The following is a 24,938-nucleotide window of genomic DNA, read 5'->3' on the forward strand; positions in this document are numbered from 1 at the left end:
CTGGATAGAGTAAAAATGTTCAGGCCGCGGCTGCATTGAGCGCCAGCGGCAGGGAGATGCGCATGCAGGTGCCGTTACCGTTGGGGCCGGAAAATGCCCAGATGCGGCCGCCGTGGGCCTCTATCATAGCGCGGGAAATGGCGAGGCCAAGCCCGGTGCCGCGGCTGCCGCAGTCGCCGACCGGCTGGGTGTAGAACAGATTGAAGATCTTGTCCCGATCCGACTCGGCGATGCCGACCCCGATGTCGATGATGTCGAGGATGAGATCGGGGTCCGCCAGCATCACCTTGAACTCGATGGGGGTGCCGGCTGGCGAGTAGCGGGAGGCGTTGTCGAGGATGTTGACCAGCACCTGCTCGATCAGGGCGCCGTGCACATAGAGGCGGGGGATCTGCTGATCGAAGTGCACCAGCAGCTTGTGCTGGCGCCAGGAGGAGTCGAGCCGGCGGCGGGCGTTCTCCACCAGATCCGCCAGGTCGACCCAGTCCCGTTTCAGCTGGAAATCCGGCGAGCCGATGCGGGTCATGTCCAGCAGGTTCTGCACATAGCTGTGCAGGCGGCGCGCCTCGTCCTGTACCGAGTGCAGCAGCTCGCTGCGATCTTCGCTGCTGATCCGGTCACCATATTCCAGCAGGGTGCTGCCGGCTCCCATGATGGTGGCCAGCGGCGTCTTCAGATCGTGGGAGACCGAGGAGAGCAGGGCGGCGCGCATCCGGTCGGTCTCCGCCTGCAGCTGGCTGTCGGCCAGCCGTTCGTTGAGATCGATCCGGGCCAGTGCTGCGCGGATATCGGTGAGCAGGGCCTGCAGCTGATGCTCGGCCGAAGAGGCGAGCGGGTTGGCCAGCACTATCCCCAGCACCAGTTCATCGCTGAGGTGGTGGTACTGGGCCTCGGCCGCATTGAGGGTGGCGGTGTGGGCGCCGGCGCTCTGCTTCTGGGCCAGACACCAGTCGATGGCTGCCTTGTCGGTCTGCCCCGGCTTGTGTTCGGTCGAGCCCGCCCTGTGCTGATAGTGCTGATCGAGGGCGAACACCGGCTGGCCCAGCGCCAGCGAGATGGCCTGGGATCCCTGTCTGAGCACCTCTTCCGGGCTGCTGGCGGTGGCCAGCCCCTGGCTCAGCGACAGCAGGGCATTGCCCAGTTGCTGGGTCTCGCGCAGGCCGATCAGCTGTTGGCGCTGACGGGAGGCGAGCCGCCCGGCCGTGATGCCGACGATCAGCAGCACGAACAGGGTGAGCAGATCGCTGTGGCTGGCCACGCTCAAAGAGAAGTAGGGGGCGGTGAACAGCAGATTGTGGCCGACAAAGCCCAGCACGGCGGCCAGGATGGCGGGCATCAGGCTGGTGGTGAGCGCGGTGGCCAGCACCCCCAGCACGAACAGCATGGGCAGGGAGGCGGGCGGCAGCCAGTGGGAGAGGCCCCAGACGGCGGCCGAGGTGGTCCCCATGATGGCCACCGCCAGCAGGCTCTGGCGAATGTCCTTGGGGTGGAGTGGCTGCAAGCCCAGGCTGGGCTTGCGCTTCTCGGTATCCACCAGCGTGATCTCGAGTCCTTGCGCCTGCTTGAGCAGGTGTTGCACCAGCGAGCGACGCCAGGGGGCCTTGTGGGGTTTGCCCAGCAGCAGTTGCGACACCTGCTGCTGCTCGGCGGTCTCCAGCAGGGTGTCGGCCACCGCCGGACTGGAGAGGGTCAGCACCTTGGCCCCCAGCTGGGAAGCGAGCGCCAGTGCCTGCTCCAGCTCGACCGAGCGCTGCCCCTTGCTGTCGATGTGTACTACCAGCCAGGGCAGCTGGCGGCGCTGGGCGAAGCGGTGACCGTAGCGCACCAGGGCGGCGCCGTGCTGATCGCCGAGGCAGACCATCAGCTTGCCCCGCAGCGGCAGAGTGGTCTTGCCGGCGGCCTGCCACTGCAGTTGCAGATCCCCCTCCACGTGGCTGGCGGCGGTCTGCATCGCCAGCTCGCGCAGGGCGGTCAGGTTGTTGAGGGAGAAGAAGGACTGCAGGGCGGCCTTGGCCTGGTGGGGCACATAGACCTTGCCCTCCTTGAGGCGGCCGAGCAGCTCCTTGGGGGGCAGGTCGATCAGCACCAGGCTGTCGGCCTCCAGCAGCACCTGATCCGGCAGGGTCTCCTTGACCCTGACCCCGGTCAGCTGCCACACCAGATCGTTGAGGCTCTCCAGGTGCTGCACGTTGAGGGTGGTGTAGACGTCGATGCCGGCACCCAGCAGCTCCTCCACATCCTGCCAGCGCTTCTCGTGGCGGCTGCCGGGGGCGTTGCTGTGGGCCAGCTCGTCCACCACGGCGATGGCGGGCTTGCGGGCCAGCAGGCCGTCCAGATCCATCTCCTCCAGCCGCTGCTGGCGGTGCAGGTGCAGCTTGCGCGGCTGGATGGCGAGCTTGTCGAGCAGGGCCAGGGTCTCCTGGCGGCCGTGGGTCTCCACCACCCCGATCAGGATGTCGACCCCCTCCTTGGCCTGCTCTCGCACCGCCTGCAGCATGGCGTAGGTCTTGCCGACGCCGGGGGCGGCACCGAGAAACACCTTCAGCTTGCCCCTGTGCTCCTGTTCCAGGCTCGCCAACAGGGCGTCCGCCCTCACCTCATCACGCATCCCCGTGCTCCCGTTGCATCGGCCGAACCGCGGCCGTGACCTCATTGCTCATGCTTGTCCCCGTTGTCGAAAGGGAGCCTGTCCCGAACGGCAAGGAGCGCCCTCAGGCGCCCTTTTGATGATCGAGTTGCAGGTTCAACTGGAGAATGTTGACCACCTGCGGGCCAAGGATACCAGCTTGTGCCGCCGACTTGACCTGCTCCGTCAATTGAACGGGATCCAGCCCCCGTTGCCCGGCGACCCGCTCTACCTGAGCCAGCGCTGCAGCGAGTGGCAGGTGGGGATCGAGGCCGGAGGCGGAGCGTGTCAGCAGGGCGGGGACCCTGGCTTCCGGCTGCGCCCTGGCCGCCGCGGCGGCAAACTCGGCCCGCAGCGGCGAGCTCATCCCCAGGTTGCTGGCACCTCCGCCTATGGTGGCGAAGTCGCTGGCGGAGGGGCGAGAGTGGAAGTAGTCGGCCCGCTCGAACTTCTGTGCCAGCAGGGCGCTGCCGACCACCTGCTGTTTGGCGTTGGTGAGCAGGCTGCCGTTGGCCTGCCAGGGGAAGAGCAGCTGGGCCAGCCCGGTGACGGCCAGCGGATACGCCACCCCCAGCAGCAGGGTCAGGGTCAGCAGGGTTCTGATTGCTATCATGATTTTCTTGCTCCAAATACGTTGGTTGGATGCGGGTCTGCCCCGCATCCGGTAATGCCGTTACACCAGCCCCAGGCCGGTGATGACCAGGTCGATCAACTTGATACCTATGAAAGGCACTATCAGGCCGCCGACGCCGTATATCAGCAGGTTGCGGCGCAGCAGGCTGGCGGCCGAGCCCTGCAGGCTGACCCCGCGCAGGGCCAGCGGCACCAGCGCGACGATGATCAGGGCATTGAAGATGATGGCTGACAGGATGGCACTCTCCGGGCTGCCCAGCTGCATCAGGTTCAGCACCCCCAGCTGCGGATAGGCGGCGATGAACAGGGCCGGCAGGATGGCGAAGTACTTGGCCACGTCGTTGGCGATGGAGAAGGTGGTCAGGGCGCCACGAGTCACCAGCAGCTGCTTGCCCACCAGCACCACGTCCAGCAGCTTGGTGGGGTTGGAGTCGAGATCCACCAGGTTGCCCGCCTCCTTGGCGGCCTGGGTCCCCTCGTTCATGGCCAGGCCCACATCGGCCTGGGCCAGCGCCGGGGCATCGTTGGCGCCGTCTCCGCACATGGCGACCAGCCGGCCGTCGGCCTGCTCCTGACGGATGTAGGCCAGCTTCTTCTCCGGTGTCGCCTCGGCGATGAAGTCATCCACCCCGGCCTCGGCAGCGATGGCGGCGGCGGTCAGCGGGTTGTCACCGGTGATCATCACGGTGCGGATCCCCATGTGGCGCAGGATCTGGAAGCGGGCCTTGATGCCAGGCTTGATGATGTCCTTGAGGAACACCACCCCCAGCAGCTTCTCGTGGGTACAGACCAGCAGCGGGGTACCGCCCTGGCGGGCGATGTTGTCCACCGATTTGAGGATGAGCTCGGGCACCGCCTTGCGATCGAGGGAGAGGTAGCGCAGCACTGCGTCTACCGCCCCCTTGCGATAGTGATGGCCGTTGCGATCCAGCCCGCTCAGCCGGGTCTCGGCGCTGAAGGGGATGAGGATGTCGCTCTCCAGCTGGCTCGGCCTGGTGTGGCTCTTGCCCGCCAGGGTCAGGATGGATTTGCCCTCGGGAGTGTTGTCACCCAGCGAGGCCAGCATGGCGGCCTGGGCCAGCAAAGAAGGGTCCACGCCGGGGGCCGGGATCAGCTCGTCCGCCATCCGGTTGCCGAAGGTGATGGTGCCGGTCTTGTCCAGCAGCAGGGTGCGCACGTCGCCGGCGGCTTCCACCGCCCGGCCCGACTTGGCGATCACGTTGAGCTTCACCAGCCGGTCCATGCCGGCGATGCCGATGGCGGAGAGCAGACCGCCGATGGTGGTCGGGATCAGGGTGATGAACAGCGCCAGCAGATAGAGCCGGGGCACCTGGGTGCCGTTGTAGTCGAGGAACCAGGGCAGGGTGGCCACCACCAGCAGGAAGATCAGGGTCAGCCCCACCAGCAGGGCGTCCAGCGCCATCTCGTTGGGGGTCTTCTGCCGCTTGGCTCCTTCCACCAGGGCAATCATCCGATCCAGCGTGCTTTCGCCCGGGTTGTTGCTGATGTGTACCCAGATCTGGTCGGAGACGACGGTGGTGTTGCCGGTCACGCCACTGCGGTCGGTGCCCGACTCGCGGATGACGGGGGCGGATTCGCCGGTGATGGCCGCCTCGTTGACCGAGGCGATGCCGGCGACCACTTCGCCGTCGGCCGGGATCATCTCGCCGCTGCGCACCAGCACCAGATCGCCCTTGAGCAGGCTGGTGGCCGGTACCCACTCGCCCTTGTCATCCTGCGGGCTGGTGACTCGACGTGCCTTGAGCTGGCTCATGCCGGCCTTCAGGCTGTCGGCCCGCGCCTTGCCGCGCCCCTCGGCCAGGGTCTCGGCGAAGTTGGCAAACCAGAGGGTGAGCCAGAGCCAGGCGGTCAGCTGCCAGGCCAGTGAAGGGGCAACGCCGGAGAGCGGTTGCCCCAGCAGCGACTCCAGGGTCGCCATCACGGCCGCCAGCCAGAGGGTGAACAGGATGGGGCTGCCAAACAGCGCCCTGGGGTTGAAGCGATAGAGGGCTTCTACCATGGCCTGCAGGATCTGTGATTTCTGTTTCTTGCCCTTCACCTGAATGGTGTCGGTGCTCATTGAAGCGGACTTGCTCATTGGAAAGCTCCCTGCATCGAATAGTTGGTCACGCAGATCAGTCGGAGGTGCAGCATCAGAAGGCACCTCCCAGCAGGCTCAGGTGTTCCGCCACCGGGCCCAGCGCCAGCACCGGCAGGAAGGAGAGACCCCCCATCAGCAGCACGGTGACGATCAGCAGGGTGATGAAGAGCGGGCCGCTGACGGGGAAGTCCCCCTCGCTTCGCTCCTGGCGCGGGGCGCGGGCCAGCTGGCCGGCGATGGCCAGCACCGGAATGATGTAGCCGAAGCGGCCGAGCAGCATGGCCAGCCCGATGGCGATGCACTGCCAGCTGTCGGCGGCGGCAAAGCCGGCGAAGGCGGAGCCGTTGTTGCCGGCGGCCGAGGCGTAGGCATAGATCAGCCGTGACAGGCCGTGGGGGCCGTCGTGTCCGATGACGGTGGCGGAGTCCGGCATCAGCAGGGTAATGCCGCCGATCACCAATACCCCGACCGGCATCACCAGCATGCTGGCGACCACCCACTTCATCTCGGTGATGCCGAGCCGTTTGCCCAGATAGGTGGGGGTACGCCCCACCATCAGGCCGCACAGGAACACGGTCAGCAGCACGAACAGCATCATGCCGTAGATGCCGGCACCGACGCCGCCGAACACCACTTCACCCAGCAGCATGTTGATCATGGCGACCATGCCGGCGAGCGGGGCGAAGCTGTCGTGCATGGCGTTGACCGAGCCGTTGGAGGCGGCGGTGGTGGCCACTTCCCAGATGCTGGACAGCACGGGGCCGAAGCGGCTCTCCTTGCCTTCCCAGTTGCCGGCCATACTGCCTGCGTCAGTAGTGAGCTGGGCGAGGGCGGGGTCCGGTTTCAGCTCCTGAGTGATGGAGATGAAGAGTCCGAGCACCATCATCAGGGTCATAGCGACGAGGATGGCGCGACTGTGGGCCAGATCCTTCACGTAGCGGCCCAGGGTACAGACCATGGCGGCGGCCAGCGTCAGCAGGGCGACCATCTCCAGCCAGTTGGAGAGGGCGGTCGGGTTCTCGAATGGATGGGCCGAGTTGATGCCGAAGAAGCCGCCGCCGTTGGAGCCGAGCTGCTTGATGGCGATCTGGGAGGCGGCCGGACCGAGCGGCAACAGCTGTTCCTGGCCTTCCAGGCTGTGGAACGGCAGATAGGCCGACAGGCTCTGGGGTACCCCCTGCCAGACCAGCAGCAGCGCCAGGATCAGCGCCATCGGCAGCAGCACGTAGAGGCAGAAACGCACCAGATCCTGCCAGAAGTTGCCGAGGTGGGTGGTCTGCTGGCGGGCGATGCCGCGAAACAGGGCGATGGCGACGGCGGCGCCGGTGGCGGCGGAGACGAAGTTCTGGGTGGTGAGCCCCACCATCTGGCTGAAGTAGGAGAGGCTGGCTTCGCCGGAGTAGGCCTGCCAGTTGGTGTTGGTCATGAAGCTGACCGCGGTGTTGAAGGCGAGTTGCCAGTTCAGACCCGGCAGTTGCTGCGGGTTGAGGGGCAGCAACCCCTGCGCCAGCAGGATCAGGAACAGCAGGCCGAAGCCGGCGCCGTTGAAGGCCAGCAGGCTGAGGGCGTAGGACTTCCAGTCCTGCTCGCGCCCGTCCGTGCCGCAGCAGGCCAGGGTGGCGCGCTCGACGGGGGCCAACCAGCGGCTCTTGCCTTCAAACACCCGATACAGGTAGTTGCCAAGCAGGGGCGCCGGCAGCAGCACCAGCAGCACGAAGGCGGCGGGATAGATGATCTCTTGCCACATGATCTGGTCCCTCACTCATGGGTGCGCGCGAGGGCGCGCAGCAGATAGCCCGTGAGGGCGAGGACCAGCAGCAGATATAGCCAATTCATAACGACTCCGTTGAGGTAATTAGCGTCAGGGATCGATGCATATCCATGTCGATCCCATAGGTCTCATTGACGCTGAAAGGGTATGTAAAACGGGCGTAAAGGCGCCATAAAGCCCGATTTGGCTGGCGTAAAATCGGCGTAAAAAGAAGGGGATTGGCAGAGTGGAGGGGGGCTGCGATCAAAAAACCCGGCCTGAGCCGGGTTTGGTAGCAAGTGACTGTGACTGGTCTGATAGTGACAGGCCAGCTTCAAGCATGCTTATCGCATCGTTACAAACTCTTCCGCGCTGGTCGGATGGATGGCAACGCAGTTGTCGAAGTCCGCCTTGGTGGCGCCCATCTTCATGGCGACGCCGAAGCCTTGCAGGATCTCGTCCATGGCGAAGCCGATGCCGTGCAGGCCGACCACCTTCTCTTCCGGCCCGACGCAGACCAGCTTCATCCGGGTAGGCTGGCGATGCTGGGTGAGCGCCGAGTACATGGCGGTGAACTGGCTGCGGTAGACCTTGACCTGATCTTCACCGTATTCGGCGATGGCTTCCGGTTCGGTCAGGCCAATGGTGCCGATGGGCGGGTGGCTGAACACCACGGTCGGCACCAGATCGTAGTTGAGGTGCTCGTTGGGCTTGTTGTTGAACAGCCGCTCAGAGAGGCGGCGGCCCGCCGCGACGGCCACCGGGGTGAGCTGGATGCGGCCGGTGTTGTCACCGACGGCATAGACGTTGGCAACGGCGGTGTTCTGGAACTTGTCGGTTGGGATGAAACCCTTGGCATCCAGTTCGATGCCAGCGGCAGCCAGATTGAGGTTGTCGGTGGCCGGGACGCGGCCGATGGCCCAGATCAGGCAGTCGACGGTGAGGTGGCGACCATCTTCCAGCTGCAGGGTCAGGCTCTCATCGGCGTTCTTGACCACCGCCTTCGGAATGGCGTGGGTGTGCAGCTTGGGCCCTTCCTGCGCCATGATCTCCACCAGAGTCTCGTGGATCATGGGGTCGAAGTTGCGCAGCGGCGCGTGTTTGCGCACCACCAGATGGGTCTCGGAGCCAAGCGCCTGCATCACGCCGGCGATCTCGACGGCGATGTAGCCGGCCCCCACCACGGCGACCCGCTTGGGCTGGCTCTGCAGCTCGAAGAAGCCGTCGGAGTCGATGCCCAGCTCGGCGCCCGGAATGGCCGGCACTTCAGGACGGCCGCCGGTGGCGATCAGGATGTGATCGGCGCTGTACTGCTCGCCATTCACTTCGATGGTGTTGCTGCTGACGAAGCGGGCGAAGCCCTTGATGACGGTGATCTGGTTCTTGCCCAGCACGTTCTGGTAGGACTGATGAATGCGGCCTATGTAGGCCTGGCGGGACTCGACCAGCTTGGCCCAGTTGAAGTGGTTGAGGGTGGTGTCGAAGCCGTAGTCGGCGCCATATTTCAGGGCATCGGCGATCTGGCCGGCATACCACATGGCCTTCTTCGGCACGCAGCCGACGTTGACGCAGGTTCCACCCAACTCTTTGGCTTCAATCAGGGCAACTTTCTTACCGTACATGGCAGCCCGGTTGGCCGAGGCGATGCCGCCGCTGCCGCCGCCGATGGCGATATAGTCAAAATGCTGTGCCATTGCGAGGTTCTCCGCTCATTAAGAATGCAATCACAGCATGATGGGGATAAAGCGGCTGGCTCACAAGAGCCAGCGCTCAGTTATGTTGGATCGGCAGGCGAATATGGAACTGGGCGCCGTTGTCCGGCTCGCTGACGCAGTTGATGCGACCGCGCAGCAGCTGCACCACCAGGTTGTAGATGATGTGGGTGCCGAGCCCACTGCCGCCCTGGCCCCGCTTGGAGGTGACGAAGGGGTCGAAGATGCGCGGCAAGATCTCGGGCGGGATGCCGCGGCCATTGTCGCTGTAGTCGATCAGCAGCTCTTCACCCTGCTGTTCCACCTTGATGGTGATCTTCTTGGGCTTGTCCCAGTTGTCGAAGCCATGGTTGATGGAGTTGAGGATCAGGTTCGAATAGATCTGGGTGAAGCTGCCAGGGAAGGAGAAGATCGACAGCTTGGGATCGCACTGGATATCCACCTCGCACTGGGCCTTCTTCAGCTTGTGGCCGAGGGAGACCACCACCTGGTGCAGGTTGTCGGCGAGGCTGAAGTTGTAGCGGGCCTCGGACGACTGATCCACCGCCACCTGCTTGAAGCTGGCGATCAGCTCCGAAGCGCGGCGCAGGTTGCCCTGCAGCAGCTGCATGGACTCGTCGAGGTTGACGGTAAATTCGGTGAGATAGGAGCGCGACAGCTGCTTGGAGTCGATGTGCTGCTTGAAGTCGGCCACCCGCTCCTGCAGGTAGGAAGAGGCAGTCACGCTGATGCCGATGGGGGTGTTGATCTCGTGGGCCACGCCGGCCACCAGCGAACCGAGGGAGGCCATCTTCTCCGATTCCACCAGGGTCTGCTGGGCCTGTTTCAGATCGTCGTAGGCCTTGCCCAGCTGGTCGTTGGCATCGCTCAGGCTGCGGGTGCGCTCCACCACCTTGCCCTCCAGCTGTTCGTTGAGCTGGATGATTTCCCGCTCCACCTTCTTGAGGCGGGTGATGTCGTAGCCGAAGCCGATCAGATACTTGAGGTTGGGCCCCTCGTAGAAGGGGGCGAAGGTCCACTGCAACACCAGCTCGTGGCCCTGCTGGTCATGCATGATGACCTCTTTGTCCTCGATGGAGCCGTGATCGGCCAGGGTGGCCGCCAGCTCGTCGCGCTGGGCCTTGCTGACGAACAGATCCAGCCAGTTGTGCTGCAGTATCTCCTGCTGGTGGTAGCCGGTCAGCAGAATGGCTGCCGGGTTGATGCTGGCGATGTTGAGGTCCGGCTCCATGCAGCAGATGACCATGTTGGCCGAGTTGATCAGGGTGGCGGAGAAGTCACGCTCCTGTTGCAGCTGCTCGGCGGCCTGATGGCGCGCCGCAAATTCGTCGTTCAGCCGGGTACGCATCTGGTTGAGCGTGGCGACCAGGGTGTCGAGTTCGTCGGGTTTTTTGCGGGGCAGGGGGCGCCCCTCCAGGGTCAGCTCGATGGCCAGCCGGTCCAGATTGAACTTCTGGGCATAGTTGGCGATGCGGTTGAGGTGCCGCACCACCAAGTAGTAGATGATGATCAGGATGCAAAACGAGACCACCAGGGTCTTGATGGTCTGGCTGACCATGATCAGCACCGATTTCTCGATCAGGCGCTGGTAGATCTGCTCGAGGGAGGCGGCGACGAACAGCTTGCCCACCACTTCGCCCTGATAGGTGAGGTTGAACTCGCGGGAGATGTCGTAGCTTTCCCGCTCCACCCCCTGGGTCAGCAGCGGCACTTCCGAGTTGCCGAGCATCTCCTTCACCATCACGAACTGCATGTTGGGCAGGTTCATGATGCCTTCGATCTGAACCTTGACCTGCTCTTCGTCCAGGTTCCACAGGCTGGCGGCGATGGGTTGCAGGAAGGAAGCCTCGATCTGGCCGATGCTGTCCTCGATCACGGCCACGTCCTTGCGGTAATCCCAAGCAAGCTGCAACACCGTAATGATCATCGCCAATACGGTACTGCACACCAGAATGTAGGAGAGCAGGCGGTATGAGAGTCCGTTACGGCCGACGGCCTTAGCGGTCTTGGAGAAGAGTCCTGACATGGCGTCCTTGCGGTCTGGATATATTGCCATTTAGTTTAACTGCTTCATGCACTTATGTCGTGTTTCGTTAGCGTGATAAAAACAAGGCCCCGAAACGGGGCCTTGTTGATTCAGAACGGTTTTTAATGACTCCCTTTCGCCTTGGGCGGAATGGATTCGTCAAACACCGGTAGCGGTTTGTGTTCGGAGGCCAGGTAGGTGTAGATCACCGGCAGCACGAACAGGGTGAACAGGGTGCCGATGGCCAGACCGGCCACGATCACGATGCCGATGCTGAAGCGCTGGGCAGCCCCGGCCCCCGTTGCATAGAGCAGCGGGATGAGACCGGCGATCATGGCAGCCGTGGTCATCAGGATGGGGCGCAGACGCACCTTGGCGGCGGCCATCACGGCTTCCATCCGGTTGCGACCGTGCAGCAGCTGCTCCTCCTTGGCCACCTCGCAGATCAGGATACCGTGCTTGGTAATCAGGCCGACCAGGGTGATCAGACCCACTTGGGAGTAGATGTTCATGGTGGCGGCACCCCAGGCCAGCGCGATCAGTGCGCCACTGATGGCCAGCGGCACGGAGACCATGATCACCAGCGGGTCGCGGGCCGACTCGAACTGGATCGCCAGCACCAGGAAGATGATGGCCAGCGCCAGGGCGAAGGTGGCGTACAGGGCGCTGCCTTCGGTCACGAACTGGCGGGCTTCACCCATGTAGTCGTAACGGTAACCCTGCGGCAGCTTCTCGCTGGCGGTGGCATCCAGCCAGGCGATGGCGTTGCCCATGGTGGTGCCCGGCATCAGCACGGCACCAATGGTGGCCGAGTTGAGCTGGTTGAAGTGGGGCAGGGCGCGCGGCTCGCCGATCACCTCGATACTGATCAGGCTGCCGAGCGGGATGGACTGGCCGTCGGCCGCCCGCACGTAGTAGCCCTTGATCGACTCGGGGTTGAGGCGGTATTTGCGCTCGACCTGCGGGATCACCTCGTAGGAGCGGCCATCCAGGTCGATCCGGTTGACGTAACCGTCCGACATCATGGTGCCGAGGGTGATGCCGATGTCCTGCATGGTGATGCCGTAGGCACCCGCCTTGTCCTTGTCGATCTTGATCTTCATGGTGGCGGAGTCGTACTGCAGGTCCAGCTCGGAGTAGACGAAGCGTCCGCTCCCCTGGGCTGCGGTCAGGATCTCGCTAGCCACCTGATAGAGGCTCTCGAAGTTGTTCGGCGTGGTGATGACGAACTGGATCGGCAGGCCGCTCGAGGCACCCGGCAATTCCGGGAACTGGAAGGTGGTGATGGACATGCCGGGCACGTTCTCGACCAGCTTGCCAACCCGTTCCAGCACCTCTTTCTGGCTCGCTTCACGCTGGCTCCACGGCACCATGGAGGCGATACCGAACGCCTGGTTGGCGTTGAACACCCCGGAAAAGACCTGGGAGAAGGCCACTTCCGGCTGTTCGTCCAGCACCTTGTTCACCTGCTCCATGGTGCCCTGGATGTAGTCCAGGTTGACGTTGGAGGGGGCGGTACCCAGCACGGCCATGACGCCCTTGTCTTCGTTCGGTGCCAGTTCGCTCGGAATGAACTTGAACAGCATCGGCAGGCTGGCGAAGACGATGACGGCGAACAGCACCACCACGATGCGCTTCTGCATCACTGCGTGCAGCATGGCATCGTAGCGGACCGTCATGCGGTCGAGCAGATGATGCACCTTGCTCTCGAACTTGCCCGGCTCCTCGTTGGCCTTGAGCATCTTGGCGCACATCATGGGCGACAGGGTCAGCGCTATGATGCCCGACACGAACACGGCGCCGGCCAGGGTGAGGGCAAACTCCTTGAACAGGGAGCCGGTGATGCCCCCCATCAGGGCGATCGGCGCATACACGGCGGCCAGGGTGACCGTCATGGCGATAACCGGCACGGCGATTTCACGGGTACCTATGATGGCGGCCCGGAACGGTTCTTCCCCCTCCTTGACGTGGCGATCCACGTTTTCCAGCACCACGATGGCGTCATCCACCACCAGACCGATGGCCAGCACCATGGCCAGCAGGGTCATCAGGTTGATGGAGAAGCCGAACATCTGCATCACCATCACCACCCCGATCAGGCTGAGGGGAATGGTGATAATCGGGATGATGACTGCCCGGAACGAACCAAGGAACAGGGTGATCACCACCAGCACGATGGCGGCCGCTTCGGCGATGGTCTTGATAACCTCGCTGATCGACTCGTTGATGGCAACGGTCGAGTCATAGAGGACGTTGGCCTCCATGGTGCTCGGCATGTTGCTCTTCAGGCTCGGCAGCATCTCCAGCACGTCGTGGGCGATGTTGATCGGGTTGGCGGTCGGCGCCGCGTTGATGGCCAGTACCACGGCCTCGCGGCCGTTGGCGGTAGCGCGATAGGTATCGTGGCTCTTCTCCAGGCTGACCTTGGCGATGTCGGCCAGACGGATCACCTTGCTGTCACGGGTGGCCACCACCAGGCGCTCGAGCTCCTCGGTGGTGTTGACCTGGGTCTCGGCATTGCCGTTGTAGAGGGTGAAGTAGCCGGTGGCCTGACCGGTGGCGGACTGATAGTTGTTGCTGTTGAGCACACTCATCACATCCGCGGCGGTCAGGTTGAACGCCGCCATCTTGGCCGGATCCAGCCACACCCGCAGGGCGTACTTGGTACCACCGTACATGTCGACCTTGGAGACGCCGCCGACGGTGAAGAGCTGGGGCTTGATGACCCGCTCCAGGTAGTCGGTGATCTGGCTGGCGTTGAGCTCGGGGCTGGTAAAGCCGATGTAGAGCACCGCCGTGGTCGAGCCGGTCGACATGGTCACCGAGGGATCTTCTGACTCCTTCGGCAACTGGGAACGTACCGAGTTGACCTTGGCCAGAATGTCGGACAGGGCCGCATTCGGGTTGGTGTTGAGCTTCATGTAGGCAGTGATGGTCGAGCTGCCGAGCTGGGTGGACGACGTCATGAAGTCGATGTTGTCCGCCTGGGCGATGGCCTGTTCCAGCGGCTGGGTGATGAAGCCCTGGATCAGGTCGGCACTCGCGCCATAGTAGCTGGTGCTGACCGTGACGACCGTGTTGGTCATCTCGGGGTATTCCCGCACCTGCATCTTGAACACGGCCTGGACACCCAGCAACGCGATCAGAAAGCTGATCGAGATGGCCAGGATGGGCCGCTTGATGAATATATCGGTAAAGCGCATCTGTCTCTCCGCGTTTTACAGCATGGGAACCTGGTCCGGAACCTTCAGGCCCTGGTCCTGCACGATTTTCACTTTGGCGCCGTTGCTCAGGCGTACCTGGCCGGACATGACCACTTCGTCACCCGCCTTGATGCCGGAGACCACGTGCGCATCGTTGCCCTTGCGCTCGCTGACCTTGACCACCACCTGTTCGACGCGCTTCACGCCATCCTTCTCCTTGACCAGGTAGACGTTCTCGCCATACAGGGTAAAGGTGATGGCGGTCTGCGGCAGCACGATCTGGTCCTTCTGGGCCGGCAGCAGAATGCTGGCGCGGGCAAACATGCCGGAGCGCAGCTGGCCATCGTTGTTGGGGATATCCGCCTGCACCTGGATCAGGCCGCTCTGGTAGTTGACGGCCGGTTCGATGGCGCTGATGTGGCCCTTGAACTGGCGATGCGGGTAGGAATCCACGTTGATCAGGATGTCCTGATTCAGGCGAATGCGGGAGATATCGGTCTGCGGCACGGTGAAGCGCAGGCGCATCACGCTGGTGTCTTCCAGCCGGACGATGTCGGTACCCGGTTGCAGGTACTGACCGAGGAAGACGTTGCGCAGGCCGACTACGCCGGCAAACGGTGCGCGCACTTCGCGGCGGGCGATGGTCGATTTCAGACTCTCGATATCGGCCTCGAGGGAGCGATAGGTCGCCTCGGTGTCGTCCAGCTGGTCGCGGGAGATGGATCCCTTGGTGAACAGGTTCTGATAGCGATCGAACTTGGCCTTGGCCGCCGGCAGCTTGGCCATGGAGGCGCGCAGGTTGGCCTTCTCGACGCTGGCATCCAGGCTCAGCAGCAGCTGATCCGGCTTGACGGTATCACCCGACTCGAAGGAGATGCTGTCGATGGTGCCGGATTGCTCGGTTGACAGGGTTACCCCCTGGTTGGGTTCGATGAAACCGATGGCCTCGATGGTCGGCACCCAGTCGCGGGTCTCCACCTTGTGGGTGGTGACCGGAAACTCGGGCTCCGGCATGTTGGCCATGTAGTTGGCTATCATTTTTTGCTTGAACAGGTTGAAGCCAATCACGCTGCCGAACAGGGCCAGCGCGATGAGCAACATGATGCTCATCCACTTTTTCATGAACTCTCGCTCCTGAGATATGAGTGCAATGTTTAAGGGGTCAAAATAGCTCGCCAGCAGGCCCGGATCACGGCTTCCAGCTGGTCTTGCGTCAGTTCGAATTGGTGCACCTGGCTTTGCAGCGCCATATTTGCCACGCAATCCAGGCTCAGCACCTGCAGTACCCGGACGGGCAGGTCGATAAACAGACCCTGTTCCAGACCCCGTTCGAAGAAGCGATCCAGCGGGGCCCAGGCGGCCTTGATGACCGGGTCCTGCTCCAGCTCTGCTCCCAGCGGGGACGTTTCATACTGCAATTTGCATTTGAGCGCGTTCGGTTCGTCGACAAAGATGGCGTGGATGTTGAGCCACAAACGCCGAAATTGTTCGAACGATACCTCCTCTGTCTGCACGCCTTCCATGACCAGGGGATGACACTGGAGGATGGTGTGCCGATAGAGTTGGCGGATCAGGTCATCCTTGTCGCTGAAATAGCGATAGATGGTGCCTGCCGCCACTCTGGCTTTCTTGGCCACCACGGCAATGGAGAGGCCGTGGAAACCCTGTTCGCCGAGTACTTCATGAGCCGCATCGAAAATGCGTTCTTTCTTGTTCATGACGGGATGATCACAACGGCTGAATGAACGTTCATTCATTCTAGGGGGGCTTTGAGGCAAGTCAAGTTTTGCCCATCATCGGATTGCTATGTGGGGGGAGCCAAAAGTAGCGGAGCTGGGCTGGATCCAGCCTGAATGAAACAAAAACGCTTAAAAAAAGCCAGAAACGATGAAAAAACAAGCGGTTGATTCTGTGGGATAAAAAAATAGTAGACAAGGTGGGTCCCCATCATTAATATTGCGCCCCGTTCGACAGCGTAGCGCCCGTAGCTCAGCTGGATAGAGCGCTGCCCTCCGGAGGCAGAGGTCACAGGTTCGAATCCTGTCGGGCGCACCATCAAAAGTGCGCCGGTTAAGCGGGCGAGTTGAAGAACGAAAACAGCTGTGGTGGCTGTAGCTCAGTTGGTAGAGTCCCGGATTGTGATTCCGGTTGTCGTGGGTTCGAGCCCCATCAGCCACCCCATTTTACAGCTTGTCAGGTATGCGAAGGTGGCGGAATTGGTAGACGCGCTAGCTTCAGGTGTTAGTGCCCCCCGGGTGTGAGGGTTCGAGTCCCTCTCTTCGCACCATACTTGCTGTATGACGAGGATGACCGTTCATGGTCGTCTTTGTGTTTTGAAAAGAAAGCTTTTTTTAAAGCCTCGGTGATTAGCGCAGCCCGGTAGCGCATCTGGTTTGGGACCAGAGGGTCAAAGGTTCGAATCCTTTATCACCGACCACATTCTGAAAAACCCCGCCTGAGCGGGGTTTTTTGCTTTCTGTCTTCTGCCAGCCTGCTGCCGCAGGTTTCTGTCACGTCTGTTTACATTTCTGTTGGCACTTTCTCGCTGTCGCTTCGGGTATGCTGGGACGCAGACCCACGGCAAGTGGGCGTTATTGAACACAATTCAGGCCAACATGTCATATGCACCCAAATTCTTTTCGCGTCAGTACACTGGCGCTGGTTGTCGTGGCCCTCAGCGGCTGCTCATACAAACCCAAGCCCGACGAGATCCTGATGGGGGCAGCCCCCATGCAGAGTATCGCCACTTCTGCGCTGGTAACCGATGCCGGATTCTGCGTGGCCCTCAATGACCACAATCAGCTGATCACCCAGCCTTGTGACCAGACTGCCCGCCAGCAGTTCAGCTGGGATGCCGGTGCCTTGCAGCTTGACCAGCGTTGCCTGGTGGCCAAAGGAGTGAGCGAGCTGACCATGGCCGAGTGTCAGGATGAGAGCCGGCAATGGCAGTGGCAGGAAGATCGGCTGTTCAACAGCAAGGCTGACCGCTGTCTGGATGTGGCCGGCCGTCGTCACAAGCCGGGTACCCCGCTGCGGTTGGCCGACTGTTTCGGTGGGGCCAACCAGAGCTTCGCATGGCAGAACAAGGGCAGCATGTTCGACAAGCTGAACCTGAAAAGCCTCATCTGGTAGGGCGTCAGGCCAACCTGGCCAGCTCCCCGTGGCTGGCCGCGAGGCCATGTCCTGCCGGTTCCATCTCCTGTTCGGCGGCCAGCACGATGCGGGCCATGGCCGCGACCGCTTCTACCGGATAGTGGCCGGTTGCCGACTCGGCCGACAGCATCACCGCATCGCTGCCATCCATGACGGCGTTGGCCACATCCATGACCTCGGCCCGGGTGGGCATGGGGCTGGCAATCATGGATTCCATCATCTGGGTAGCGGTGATGACCGGGCGGCCGAGCGCCCGGCAGCGCCGGATCAACCTCTTCTGCACGCCGGGCAGTCTGGCATCGCCAATCTCTACCCCCAGATCCCCACGCGCCACCATGATGAGGTCGGCGGCGTGAATCAGCTCATCCATGGCGGCTACTGACGCCACCACCTCCGCCCGTTCCACCTTGGCCACGATGGCCGCCCGGCTACCGCTGGCACGAATGAGGGTTCTGGCTTCTTCGAGATCGGCGGCGCTGCGCGGAAACGAGACGGCGATATAGTCGGCCTCGAGCAGGCGGGCCGTCAGGATGTCGGCCTTGTCCTTGTCGGTCAGGGCCGGAGCGCTCAGACCGCCGCCCAGCACGTTGATGCCCTTGCGGCTGGACAGGGTGCCGCCGACCAGCACCCGGGTTTCGATGCGCTCGTCGATCACCTGTTCCACGCAGAGCTGGATGCGGCCGTCATCCAGCAGCACGACGCTGCCCGTCTGCAGTTCGCCGGTCAGCGCCGGATAGTCGGTACCGACCCGGGATTGATCGCCCTGGTGGCTGTCCAGGCCGGCATCGATGGTGAAGGGGTCGCCCGGTTGCAGCCGGATGCTGCCGTCGGCAAAGCTGGCGATGCGGATCTTGGGGCCCTGCAGGTCGGCGAGGATGCCTATCTCGCGGTCGAGGCGGGCGGCGCAGGCCCGGATCTTGGCCGCCATGGCCAGGTGTTGCTCCGGACTGCCGTGGGAGAAGTTCAGCCTGAATACATTGGCTCCCGCCTGGATCAGCTGCTCCACCATGGCGGCGGATGAGCTGGCCGGGCCCAGGGTGGCGATGATTTTGGTCTTGCGCATGGGATGCTCCTGTTGCGAGGAAAATGCACAAGGGTGGCCGACGGGCCACCCTTGTGCTGAACGGGGATCAGTGGTTGACGACTTTCTTGGCGTTCCACACCGTCATGGCGAGCAGCATGGAGACCACGGAGGCTCCGAGCCAGAAGTACTGGGCGCTGCTGAAGTCGTAGTGGGTGACGCCGTCGATCTCGCTGGTCTTGATCAGAGCGGCGGAGACCAGCTCCTGGATGGAGGCGGCGATGTAGGAGCAGAGGCCGATGAAGCCCTTCACGGCGCCCACTGCGGTCTTGGGCATCAGGTCGCAGGCGGTCAGACCGGCTAGGAAGACCACCAGCCCGCCGATGGCATAACCGATCAGGGCGAGGGCAACGGCATCCATCATGCGGCTCTGCGGGCCCCAGAACATCAGGCACATGCCGGCCACGTTGGCCAAGCCGTAGAGCAGGGTCGGGATGTGGCGGTTGGCGTTGAACAGCTTGTCGGAGATGATCCCGGCCAGAATGGCGCCGAGGAAACCGGCGATGGGATAGGCCGACATGGCGAAGCCGGCGTCGATCAGGCTGTAGCCCTTCTGCTCCTGCAGGTAGAGCACGGCCCAGGAGCTCATGGCGTAGCGGGACATGTACATGCAGGCGCAGGCGGCGGCGATGAGCCAGACGGCGGGCTGCTTGAGCACGAACAGCTGGGCACGGCGGATTTCGGCCGGGTCCACCTTCTTGGCAATCTCGGGGGCTTCACCAAAGGCGACGGCCGGCTCAGGCAGGGCGTAGGTTTGCGGGCGATCTTTCAGCACCAGATACATGCACAGGGCGGCGATCAGGGAGGCGATGCCGGCGCCGATGAAACCGGCCTTCCAGCCGAAGTAGCTGACGATGGTGGCGGTCAGGATCCAGGAGATGCCTTCCCCTATGTTGCGCGAGCCGCCCCAGATGGAGTAGACCGAGCCCCGCTGCTTGGGGGAGAACCACTGGAAGATGGAGACGCAGGAGGGGGCGGACCCGACGGACTGGAACCAGCCGTTCAGGCCCCACATCAGCACCAGAAAGAAGGTGGCGGTGTTCATGCCCATCAGGATGGTGCAGATGGACGAGAGCCCCAGCGAGACCGACATGAAGCGGCCGATGTTGGCGTAGTCGGAGAGGAAACCGTTGGAGAACTTGCCGACGGCGTAGGTGAACAGGAAGGCGGAGCCGATGACCCCCAGCTCTTCCAGGGTCACCACGCCGGAGTCCAGCATGGGCTTCTTGACCACGTTGAGGCTCATGCGCACGACATAGAACATGGCGTAACCGAGTACCAGACCCAGGAAGACCTGCCACTGGTACTTGCGGTAAATGGAGCGGATTTTATCGGGCGAGGCATCCATGACCGGCAGGTCGGCTCGCGTCTTGAAAAAGTTGAACATGGGGTTCTCCGTTTATATTTGGCAGCTTGGTTTCAGAGGAAGCTCTGATAGCGCTTGCCATCATATGAAGGGAGAATTTCAGCCTGCAAAAAGCCGGATATGGGTCAACACTGACTCAATCCGGCGCAAACCACGAGTCAAAAGTGACATGCCTTGACTGTCTTATTAATATTTAATGAATAACAATGGTTTCCTGATGAGAGAGAATGGGTCAGAACAGGAACATGGCTCCTGAAATAAAAATGACGCCAATTTCTGAATATTAGATGTGCAGCACATAATCCACATTTATCGTGAGCCGGTTGATACCTTATGTCCCTATTTTGCCGACTGATACCCTTGAGTCTTGCCGTAATGTTGCTCCCATTTGGGGCCATTCAGGCTGCGCCGCTGACCATACTCACCTCTTTTTCGGAAACACCGGTCAATGCGGCCATCGATGGCTTTGTTGCAAAGCATCCAGATATCCGAGTCGAGGTTATTTATCGCCGAATTATGCCTTCTCTACGCTTATTAACCGAGGCGGAAGCGTTGTCGATAGATATTATCATGTCATCTTCGCCAACATTTTTTAACACGCTGGACAAAGAGGGGTTACTGGCACCCTTGCCAATTTCCACTATTCCTCCCGAGTGGTTAAGCCCCCACACGCTGGGATTAAGTAATAAAGTGGCCGTAGTTGGTTATTCCAGCAGCGGTATCATGTATAACCGCCATTATCTGGCTAAATATCGCTTGCCACAGCCAACCACTTGGCAGCAGCTGGCATCCCCGCTCTTCATGGGGCACGTGATGATGAGCTCACCCTCCCAGTCCGGCACCACCCACATGATGGTGGAGAGCGTATTGCAGCAATATGGCTGGCAACAGGGCTGGGCCTTGCTGATGCGGCTGGGCGGCAACCTGTCGGCCATCACGGCGCGCAGCTTCGGGGTGAGCGACGGTATCAGCCGGGGGCTGGCGGGGGCCGGGCTGGTGATCGACAGCTACGCCATCAACAGCCAGGCCCGTTTCGATCACGTTGGCTTCAACATCATGCCCGACTCGGTGATCCTGCCGACCTACCTGGGGGTGCCTCGCAGCACTGCCAATCCTAAAAACGGTGCTCTGTTCATCCAGTATCTGCTCTCGGAGCAGGGGCAGGCGATCATCGCCACCCCCGGCATGGCCAAGGCCACGCTGAGCCAGCCCCGGCTGGCCCGGCAGGCGCGCTACGTCACCGACAAGGGGCTGCTCTATCGGCGGGCCGGCCTGCTCAAGGCCCTGTTCGAACAGGCCATCACCCAGCAGTTGCCTCGGCTGAAGATGACCTGGCAGGGGATCAACGGCCTGAATACCCATGGCGAGCCCTGGCGGGTCGCGCTGCTGGAACAGGCTGTCGCCAAGGCGAGCATGCCGCCGCTGAGCGAGCAGGAATCAAAGGATCCGGCGTTGCTGGCGCTGTTTGACGGTCTCTATGATCGGGAGCAGGGCAATCCGCAAGTAGAGCAAGTGATGCATCAGTGGCGCCAGGCGACCGAGGCGCGCTTGCACGAGGCGCAGCGCCTGGTCGAGCAGGCGGCCAGACCATGAGGTCTCTGAGGCGCCTGCTGACCATGCCGCGCAGCCTGGGACGGCGGCTCATCCTCGCCTTCGTGACCATCACGGCCCTGACCGGTGCCATGGGTATGGCTGCCTATGTGATGTGGGATCGGCTGGGCCGGCAGATCCACCTCATCGTGGAAGAGAGTCTGCCCGCCATCGGCAGCGCCTACCAGCTGGAGCGGGCCAGCTCCCGCCTGCTGTTGCTGCTGGCCCAGCTGCGCGATACCCGGGACCCGGTGCAGTACCAGCACCTCTCCAATGCCATTTCCAGCACGCTGCGGGACATCCAGCGCGCCTACCTGCTGAGCACCCCGGGGGATCAGGAGACCCCCTCCCAGCGCCAGGCATTCGAGGAGTTGAGCGCGCTGGTGGCGGATCACGGGCGTTATCTCAAGCAGCAGATAGCGCACGCCGAGACCCTGCAGCAACTGCAGAAGCGCAGCAACTGGCTGCACCAGGACCTGGTGGATGACGTGGCCCCTCTGCTGCAGGAGGTGGAATGGCACCTGACCGGCATGGTGGCCAACCCGGACGACATGGACGAATTTGGCAACGTCATCAAGGAGTTCTCTACCCTGCAGGACATTACTTTCAAGGAAAACGAGCTGCAGTCGCTGGTAGGCGAGGTGATCGCCCAACGCTATCAGCAGGATCTGGAGAGCACTTTTCTGTTCATCGGTTACAAGATTGACGAGATAGACGAGCTGACCTCGCGGCTGGCGGAGTACCCCTCGACCGTGAGTTACCGCCAGATCCTGCAGGACATCATCACCCTGGTGAAGCCGGATGGCCCCTTGCACCGGCTGCTGCTGGCGGATGTACAGACCCATCAACAGCTGACGGCCCTGCGGCCCCGGCTGGATGATGCCGTGTCGCGCTATCACCAGCGGGTCAGCCTGATGGTGAGCGACGCCAACCGCTCCCTCAGTGCGCTGGGGGAGGACAGCAGCCAGCTGGTGGCGACCGGCAAGCTGGTGATCCTGGTGGTGCTGGCGCTCACCCTGTTGCTCAGCATTTTCGTGCTGGTGGTGTTGATCGGCCGCCGGCTGATCAAGCGGCTCGATCTGTTGGGGCTGGAGCTGGCCCAGGTCGCAGCAGGCCGGCTGGATGTGCCGGTCAGTACCAGCGGCCGGGACGAGATCGGCCAGTTGGGCGACAGCCTGCGCCACTTCAGCTTGCAGTTGCAGCAGATGGAGCGGGCCAATGCCCTCAACCTCATCAACAACACCCAGGCCTGCCTCATCACCTGCCATCCGGATGGCACCATAGAGTCGGTCAACCCGAGCGCGCTCACCCTGTTCCAGCAGACCGGCGTCGAACCGGGCCAGCCGTTGTGGCGGGCCTTTCCGCCAGAGGCGAGCACAGTGCTGGTCGATCAGTTCGGGGCGGGCCAGCCGTTGCACCGCTTCGGTCACAGCGAGTGCACCCTGGCCTGCGGACAGGACGAGACTCCCCGCTTTTTGCACCTCCACCTGCGTCGCTTCGAGCAGGGGCGCGGGTACAGGTTCATCATCACCATCACGGATGTCACCCGTCAGGAGCTGACGGCCAGGGAGCTCAGCCTGCGGGTGGCGGAGCGGACCCGCGAGCTGACCGAGAACAACCGGCTGCTGGCGGAGGAGGTGGTGCAGCGCCAGCAGGCGGAGCGCACCCTGCTGCAGACCCAGGATGAGTTGATCCAGGCGGCCAAGATGGCGGTGGTAGGGCAGGCGATGACCAGCCTGGCCCACGAGCTGAACCAGCCGCTGTCGGCGATGATGACCTACCTCTACACCAGCCGGACGGCGCTCGCCGCCGGTCAGCTGCAGGCGCTGGACCAGGATCTGGGCAGGCTCGACAAGCTTGGGCGGCGCATGAGCCGGATCATCAATGCCCTGCGCCACTTCGCCCGCAAGTCGCCGGCCGAGGAGGTGCGGGTTCGGCTCGAACTGGGGGCGCTGGCCGAACAGGCCATGCTGCTGCTGGAGACGCGAGCGAAGCGCGATGGCTGCACCCTCTGCAACGAACTGCCGGACGGGCTCTGGCTCGAGACCGACCCCGTGTTGCTGGAGCAGGTACTGGTCAACTTGCTGGTGAACGGGCTGGATGCGGTGGCCGGGCTGGTGCGGCGCGAGATCCGGCTGCAGTTGCTGGAACGAAGCGAGGCCCGGCTGCGGCTGGCGGTGGTCGACAGCGGTGCCGGCTTCGGCGAGGCGATCCTACCCAGGCTGTTCACCCCCTTCACCACCTCCAAGGAGGTCGGGCTGGGTCTGGGGTTGACCATCTGCCGCTCCCTGCTGGCCCGTTGCGGCGGCGAAATCATGCTGGGCTCGGTGCTGACTGGCGGCGCCATGGTGATAGTGGAATTGGCGGCGGTCGACCCTGCCGGGTCGATCGCCCATCAGAACGAGGAGAACGCCATCGATGCTGTTGCCCGCTAACCGTCCTGCCAACGTGCTGCTGGTGGACGATGACGAGGACGTGCTGGAATCCTATTGCCACCTGCTGCGGCTCTCCGGCTACCACCCCAGGGCGACGACTTCGCCCCACGAGGCGCTGGCGCTGCTGGCAGATCAGTGGCCAGGGGTGCTGGTCTCTGACATCTACATGCCGGCCATGAATGGCATGGACCTGCTGGCCAGCGTACAGGCGCTGGACGCCGAGATCCCGGTGATCATGATCACCGGCCATGGGGATATCCCGCTGGCGGTGCGGGCGGTCAAGCAGGGGGCATTCGACTTTCTGGAGAAACCGCTCAATCCGCAGGATCTGTTGGGCCTGCTGGAGCGGGCCTGCCGACAGCGCAGCGCCGTGCTGGCGCGCCGCAGCGAGATCCAGGCGACGGTGGATGACGAGCTGATCGGCACCAGTCCGCAGATAGTGGCGCTTCGCAGCCAGCTCAACCAGCTGGCACAGACCGACAAGGACCTGCTGCTGGAAGGGCCTGCCGGCTCGGGCCGGCACACCCTGGCCCGGCTGCTGCACCGGATCAGCGCCCGCCGGGAGCAAGCCTTCCAGCTGCACGACTGTGTCTCGGCCCCCAGCCTGGCGGAAGTGCAGGCCAGCCTGGCACTGGCGGGGCAGGGTACCCTGGTGCTGCAATCCCCGGCACGCCTGAGTGCCGACTGCCAGCGCTGGCTCGGCAACCATCTGCTGGATCAGGAGCGCAAGGGGGGCAAGCCGCTGCGCACCATAGCGTTGTTCGACGAGTCGCCGGAGGTGCTGGTGGAGCGTCAGCTGCTGATGCCGGAGCTCTACTACTTCCTCTCCCAGGTGCGGCTCAGGCTGCCCAAGCTGGTGGAGCGCAGCTGTGACATCATCCCCCTGTTCCGGGCCTTTCTGCATCAAGGCTGCAAGCGCATCGGCCGGCCGGTGCCGGCGGTGGGGCGCGCCTATCTGGAGACGCTCAAACGGCATCAGTGGCCCGGCAACCTGCGCGAGCTGCGCAACGTGGCCGAGCTCTATGCAGTGGGCATCGTCAAGCTGGCCGGTGCTGAGCGGGCCATGCCCCTGACCAGCGCCAAGGAGCCGCTGGACGACCTGGTGGAAGAGTTCGAGCGGCGGGTGATCGAGGATACCCTGTTCCTCTTTTCTGGGCGGGTGACCGAGGCAGCCCAGTACCTCGGCATACCGCGCAAGAAGCTCTATCTGCGCATGAAGAAGCACCAGCTCGACAAGGATCGGTTCAAGCCGGCCGGTTGAG

At 62.9% G+C, this 24,938-nt stretch carries 15 protein-coding genes and 4 tRNA genes; 8 read left to right on the plus strand and 11 right to left on the minus strand.

Going from position 1 to position 24,938, the window contains the following annotated elements; genetic code table 11:
- Positions 1–19: 19 nt before the first annotated feature.
- The 9 genes from R2E40_RS00070 to R2E40_RS00110 all read right to left on the minus strand — a co-directional run bounded on the left by R2E40_RS00070 (position 20) and on the right by R2E40_RS00110 (position 15,769).
- A complete protein-coding gene (locus R2E40_RS00070) occupies positions 20–2,608 on the minus strand; it encodes a sensor histidine kinase KdpD (protein WP_318164461.1) in 2,589 nt (862 codons plus the stop codon).
- 103 nt (positions 2,609–2,711) lie between these two features.
- Positions 2,712–3,239, minus strand: a complete 528-nt coding sequence (locus R2E40_RS00075) for a potassium-transporting ATPase subunit C (protein ID WP_011704060.1) — start codon at positions 3,237–3,239, stop codon at positions 2,712–2,714.
- Positions 3,240–3,299: 60 nt separating this feature from the next.
- A complete protein-coding gene (gene kdpB / locus R2E40_RS00080; RefSeq protein WP_024946250.1) occupies positions 3,300–5,357 on the minus strand; it encodes a potassium-transporting ATPase subunit KdpB in 2,058 nt (685 codons plus the stop codon).
- 55 nt (positions 5,358–5,412) lie between these two features.
- Entirely contained in the window at positions 5,413–7,107 is a 1,695-nt protein-coding gene (gene kdpA, locus R2E40_RS00085) for a potassium-transporting ATPase subunit KdpA (protein ID WP_318164462.1), read from the minus strand.
- Positions 7,108–7,454: 347 nt separating this feature from the next.
- Positions 7,455–8,804: a glutathione-disulfide reductase gene (gorA, locus tag R2E40_RS00090; RefSeq protein WP_130631412.1), complete on the minus strand. Its 1,350-nt coding sequence runs from the start codon at positions 8,802–8,804 to the stop codon at positions 7,455–7,457.
- Positions 8,805–8,880: 76 nt separating this feature from the next.
- Positions 8,881–10,848, minus strand: a complete 1,968-nt coding sequence (locus R2E40_RS00095) for an ATP-binding protein (protein ID WP_171279904.1) — start codon at positions 10,846–10,848, stop codon at positions 8,881–8,883.
- Between the two features lie 122 nt (positions 10,849–10,970).
- The gene (locus R2E40_RS00100; protein ID WP_049045638.1) at positions 10,971–14,051 is read right to left on the minus strand and encodes a multidrug efflux RND transporter permease subunit; all 3,081 of its coding nucleotides are present in this window, start codon (positions 14,049–14,051) and stop codon (positions 10,971–10,973) included.
- A 15-nt stretch (positions 14,052–14,066) separates the two neighbouring features.
- The gene (locus R2E40_RS00105; RefSeq protein ID WP_011704066.1) at positions 14,067–15,173 is read right to left on the minus strand and encodes an efflux RND transporter periplasmic adaptor subunit; all 1,107 of its coding nucleotides are present in this window, start codon (positions 15,171–15,173) and stop codon (positions 14,067–14,069) included.
- A 32-nt stretch (positions 15,174–15,205) separates the two neighbouring features.
- Positions 15,206–15,769, minus strand: coding sequence for a TetR/AcrR family transcriptional regulator (locus R2E40_RS00110; RefSeq protein ID WP_016348886.1), 564 nt, complete (start codon positions 15,767–15,769; stop codon positions 15,206–15,208).
- 260 nt (positions 15,770–16,029) lie between these two features.
- Here R2E40_RS00110 and R2E40_RS00115 point away from each other — a divergent pair.
- The 5 genes from R2E40_RS00115 to R2E40_RS00135 all read left to right on the plus strand — a co-directional run bounded on the left by R2E40_RS00115 (position 16,030) and on the right by R2E40_RS00135 (position 17,183).
- Positions 16,030–16,106 (plus strand) — tRNA-Arg (locus tag R2E40_RS00115).
- 50 nt (positions 16,107–16,156) lie between these two features.
- A tRNA-His gene (locus R2E40_RS00120) sits at positions 16,157–16,232 on the plus strand.
- 20 nt (positions 16,233–16,252) lie between these two features.
- A tRNA-Leu gene (locus R2E40_RS00125) sits at positions 16,253–16,338 on the plus strand.
- A gap of 73 nt (positions 16,339–16,411) precedes the next feature.
- A tRNA-Pro gene (locus R2E40_RS00130) sits at positions 16,412–16,488 on the plus strand.
- A 185-nt stretch (positions 16,489–16,673) separates the two neighbouring features.
- Complete coding sequence (locus tag R2E40_RS00135; protein ID WP_166464675.1) at positions 16,674–17,183, plus strand: RICIN domain-containing protein; 510 nt, start codon at positions 16,674–16,676, stop codon at positions 17,181–17,183.
- 4 nt (positions 17,184–17,187) lie between these two features.
- On the opposite strand, the gene pyk is transcribed toward R2E40_RS00135, so the two are convergent.
- Together pyk and R2E40_RS00145 are read right to left on the minus strand one after the other, a co-directional pair.
- Positions 17,188–18,267 (minus strand): pyruvate kinase, encoded by a 1,080-nt coding sequence (pyk, locus tag R2E40_RS00140; RefSeq protein ID WP_318164463.1) that lies wholly within the window; start codon positions 18,265–18,267, stop codon positions 17,188–17,190.
- 67 nt (positions 18,268–18,334) lie between these two features.
- Positions 18,335–19,672 (minus strand): MFS transporter, encoded by a 1,338-nt coding sequence (locus R2E40_RS00145; protein WP_016348889.1) that lies wholly within the window; start codon positions 19,670–19,672, stop codon positions 18,335–18,337.
- 354 nt (positions 19,673–20,026) lie between these two features.
- Between R2E40_RS00145 and R2E40_RS00150 the strand changes: the two genes are divergently transcribed.
- Genes R2E40_RS00150 through R2E40_RS00160 form a run of 3 tightly spaced genes read left to right on the plus strand, consistent with a single transcriptional unit; the run spans position 20,027 to position 24,937 of the window.
- Positions 20,027–21,244, plus strand: a complete 1,218-nt coding sequence (locus R2E40_RS00150; RefSeq protein WP_318164464.1) for an ABC transporter substrate-binding protein — start codon at positions 20,027–20,029, stop codon at positions 21,242–21,244.
- Positions 21,241–23,676, plus strand: a complete 2,436-nt coding sequence (locus R2E40_RS00155) for an ATP-binding protein (protein WP_318164465.1) — start codon at positions 21,241–21,243, stop codon at positions 23,674–23,676. The genes R2E40_RS00150 and R2E40_RS00155 overlap by 4 nt, the downstream gene beginning before the upstream one ends.
- Positions 23,660–24,937, plus strand: a complete 1,278-nt coding sequence (locus tag R2E40_RS00160; protein ID WP_318164466.1) for a sigma-54 dependent transcriptional regulator — start codon at positions 23,660–23,662, stop codon at positions 24,935–24,937. Before R2E40_RS00155 ends, R2E40_RS00160 begins: the two co-directional genes overlap by 17 nt.
- Position 24,938 lies beyond the last annotated feature (1 nt).

The organism is Aeromonas sp. CD, assembly GCF_033349375.1.
Lineage (GTDB): Bacteria > Pseudomonadota > Gammaproteobacteria > Enterobacterales > Aeromonadaceae > Aeromonas > Aeromonas hydrophila.

Coding starts and splice junctions, on each gene's coding strand:
- R2E40_RS00070 (WP_318164461.1), bottom strand. CDS start 2,608: ATGCGTGATGAGGTGAGGGCGGACGCCCTGTTGGCGAGCCTGGAACAG.
- R2E40_RS00075 (WP_011704060.1), bottom strand. CDS start 3,239: ATGATAGCAATCAGAACCCTGCTGACCCTGACCCTGCTGCTGGGGGTG.
- kdpB (WP_024946250.1), bottom strand. CDS start 5,357: ATGAGCAAGTCCGCTTCAATGAGCACCGACACCATTCAGGTGAAGGGC.
- kdpA (WP_318164462.1), bottom strand. CDS start 7,107: ATGTGGCAAGAGATCATCTATCCCGCCGCCTTCGTGCTGCTGGTGCTG.
- gorA (WP_130631412.1), bottom strand. CDS start 8,804: ATGGCACAGCATTTTGACTATATCGCCATCGGCGGCGGCAGCGGCGGC.
- R2E40_RS00095 (WP_171279904.1), bottom strand. CDS start 10,848: ATGTCAGGACTCTTCTCCAAGACCGCTAAGGCCGTCGGCCGTAACGGA.
- R2E40_RS00100 (WP_049045638.1), bottom strand. CDS start 14,051: ATGCGCTTTACCGATATATTCATCAAGCGGCCCATCCTGGCCATCTCG.
- R2E40_RS00105 (WP_011704066.1), bottom strand. CDS start 15,173: ATGAAAAAGTGGATGAGCATCATGTTGCTCATCGCGCTGGCCCTGTTC.
- R2E40_RS00110 (WP_016348886.1), bottom strand. CDS start 15,769: ATGAACAAGAAAGAACGCATTTTCGATGCGGCTCATGAAGTACTCGGC.
- R2E40_RS00135 (WP_166464675.1), top strand. CDS start 16,674: ATGCACCCAAATTCTTTTCGCGTCAGTACACTGGCGCTGGTTGTCGTG.
- pyk (WP_318164463.1), bottom strand. CDS start 18,267: ATGCGCAAGACCAAAATCATCGCCACCCTGGGCCCGGCCAGCTCATCC.
- R2E40_RS00145 (WP_016348889.1), bottom strand. CDS start 19,672: ATGTTCAACTTTTTCAAGACGCGAGCCGACCTGCCGGTCATGGATGCC.
- R2E40_RS00150 (WP_318164464.1), top strand. CDS start 20,027: ATGTTGCTCCCATTTGGGGCCATTCAGGCTGCGCCGCTGACCATACTC.
- R2E40_RS00155 (WP_318164465.1), top strand. CDS start 21,241: ATGAGGTCTCTGAGGCGCCTGCTGACCATGCCGCGCAGCCTGGGACGG.
- R2E40_RS00160 (WP_318164466.1), top strand. CDS start 23,660: ATGCTGTTGCCCGCTAACCGTCCTGCCAACGTGCTGCTGGTGGACGAT.